A 2,899-nucleotide genomic window follows, 5' to 3' on the forward strand; every position below is an offset into this window, starting at 1 on the left:
ATGACGGGAAACTATCACGTCCGGTTTTGCATGGGAGTTCGGGGTAGCGATACCCCGTTCGACCCTAACAAATGGGACAGAAAGTGCGCCTATTGTGGAATTACGGATACACCGCTACAGGTCGAACACATTCATCCCAAAGCCAAAGGCGGATCTAACCGCGTTTCTAATCTTTGCCTTGCGTGCGATGCTTGCAATAAAAAGAAAGGCACTCAAGGTATTGAGCAATTCCTCTCTAAAAAGCCAGAGGTTTTGAAACGGATTCAATCTCAAGCAAAACGTCCATTAAAAGACGCGACAGCCGTTAATTCGACTCGTTGGGCACTGTTTAATCGACTTTGCATGACTGATTTGCCAGTTTCTACTGGCAGTGGCGGCTTGACAAAGTTCAACCGCACTCGATTGAATTTAGCTAAAACTCACTGGTTAGATGCAGCTTGTGTTGGAAAAGTCGAAGAATTAAAGGTGCTGACTTCTCAACCGCTGCTAATAAAAGCAGCAGGACACGGTACTCGACAAATGTGTGGCACAGATCGGTTTGGCTTTCCAACTCGCCATAAATCAAGAAAGCAAATCCATTTCGGCTTTCAAACTGGCGATCTTGTCAGCGCTACCGTCACCGCAGGCAAGAAAGTTGGTTCCTACGTGGGACGAATTCTTTGCCGTGCATCCGGCTCGTTCGACATCGCTACAGCGAAGGGAAGAATAGCAGGAATCAGCCATAAATATTGTCAACCTATTCACAAAAAAGATGGCTATTCCTATGGATTTTGATTCAAGGCGACTGAAGTTGCAGCCGTTTTCCTCCCCATGTCTAAAGCCCGGGGCTTCTCGCTCGTTTTCTGGTGAATCTTCCGGCGTGCGATTCTTCTGGCTGCTGCGGTCATCTGGTTGAATTGATGACACCCGCTAAATTAACTTGACAGTGCCGTAAACTTATATGCCTGACCTCTTGAGCACCTTCTTTTCTAATAATTTCATTCCTCACGGGCATTGTTACCTCTGGAAACCGGGGTTAGTCTGGCTGCACTTAACGTCCGATGCCTTGACTACCCTCGCTTATTACTCGGTGGCGTTTGCCATTGTTTACTTTACGAATGAGCGTAAGGATCTGCCTGCTCACACCGTGATGCTGCTGGTGGGTTTCTTTTTTATCTTTGCCTTATGTGGCACGACGCACCTAATGGGAATAGTGACACTTTGGCACCCCATTTATTGGGTTTCAGGACTGATCAAAGCTGTCACTGGTGTTTGGTCTTTCTATACGTTCACTTTTTTACTGATTCCCTTAATTCCAGTGGCACTCGATACGCCCAGTCCAGCTCAACTTGCCCTTACAAACCAGGAACTAGAAAATAGTCGCCGCCGTATCCAGGCGATTAATGTGGAGCTAGAGCAACGGGTGCAGGAACGCACTGCCCAACTGGAAGCGTCTAATCGCACCAAAGACGAATTATTGAAGCGTGAACAAGTAATTCGGGCAGAGGCAGAGGCCGCCAACCGTGCCAAGGATGAGTTTCTCTCGATTCTTTCTCATGAACTCAGAACTCCTCTCAACGCGATCTTAGGATGGTCAACGATGTTACGGCAAAAAAACCTGAGTGAGGATAAGGTGGCGCGGGCTTTGGAGACGATCGAGCGCAACGCAAAGTCTCAAGCCCAGCTCATCGAAGACATCCTCGATGTTTCTCGCATCATCACAGGTAAACTGCGCCTCCGAGTCCGGCCTGTCAACCTCGTGCCGGTGATTGAATCGGCGATTGAGTCTGTACAATTGGCTGCTGAGGCAAAGTCTATTCGCCTGCAAAGCGTGCTCGATTCTGAAGCTGGCCCGCTCTTGGGTGATGCCGATAGGTTGCAGCAAGTTGTGTGGAATCTACTTTCTAATGCCCTCAAATTTACCCCTAAAGACGGGCGAGTCCAGATTCGTTTGCAGCGGGTTAATTCCCATGTTGAAATTACTGTCAGCGACACTGGAGCAGGCATCAGCTCGGACTTTCTACCGTTTGTCTTCGATCGCTTCAGCCAGCACGACAGCACGACTACTCGCAGTTATGGGGGGTTGGGTTTAGGGTTAGCCATTGTGCGTCAATTAGTTGAATTACATGGCGGGACTGTAACGGTAGTGAGTCCAGGGATAGGACAGGGGACGACTTTTACAGTCAAACTGCCCGTGATGATTATCCATCTACCACCGAGCGATCCAGAGCCATTAAACTCGATCGTCGAGGCCAATGGGACGTTTCAGGCCTCGCCCACCCTTGAAGGCTTACAAATCTTAGTGGTAGAGGACGAGGCTGACGCCCTAGAGTTGCTGAGCACAATTCTGGAAAAGTATGGTGCTCATGTCATGGCTGTGGCTTCGGTAAAGGAGGCTTTGAGCATTATCGAAACCGCAACGGATCGCAGCCCCGATGTTTTAGTGAGCGATATTGGGATGCCGGATGAGGATGGCTACTCCCTGATCCGCAAGTTGCGTCAACTTGAAGCCCAGCGGGGCGGTAGGCTACCCGCGATCGCGCTGACGGCTTATGCCCGGAATGACGATCGTCAGCAGGCACTATTAGCAGGTTTTCAGATGCATTTGACCAAACCCGTAGATGCTGCCGAGTTAGTGGCGGTGGTGGCCAGCCTCACCGGACGTACAAGCAGGTGCTAAAACCCAGGTGTTCAAGAACAAATGTTGCGTTTGAGAATAATGGGCTTTTTGTCAGCAGCACAAACCTCTGTTAACTTGATTCAGGCAACAAGTCTACTGTATTGCAAAACTTCGTTAAGCTTATAAGCAGTGGTAAGCGATGATGGTATTATGTAGTCAGGAAGTCAACATGAAACTACCTGACTACGCCAAAGCAATAGGCATAAGTTACACAACCGCGTGGCTAGGCGTGGAAGGCAA

General features: G+C 49.2%; 2 protein-coding genes. Both read left to right on the top strand.

Features of this window, described 5'->3' with window-relative positions:
- The coding region (locus tag QT987_RS29530; RefSeq protein WP_333247025.1) for an HNH endonuclease at positions 1–774 on the top strand (774 nt) is incomplete at its 5' end.
- Positions 775–940: 166 nt separating this feature from the next.
- On the top strand, positions 941–2,659 hold the full coding sequence (locus QT987_RS29535; RefSeq protein ID WP_333247027.1) for an ATP-binding protein: 1,719 nt from the start codon (positions 941–943) through the stop codon (positions 2,657–2,659).
- Positions 2,660–2,899: the final 240 nt, after the last annotated feature.

Source organism: Microcoleus sp. SVA1B4 (genome assembly GCF_036700545.1).
In the GTDB taxonomy this organism is placed as follows: Bacteria; Cyanobacteriota; Cyanobacteriia; order Cyanobacteriales; family Microcoleaceae; genus Microcoleus.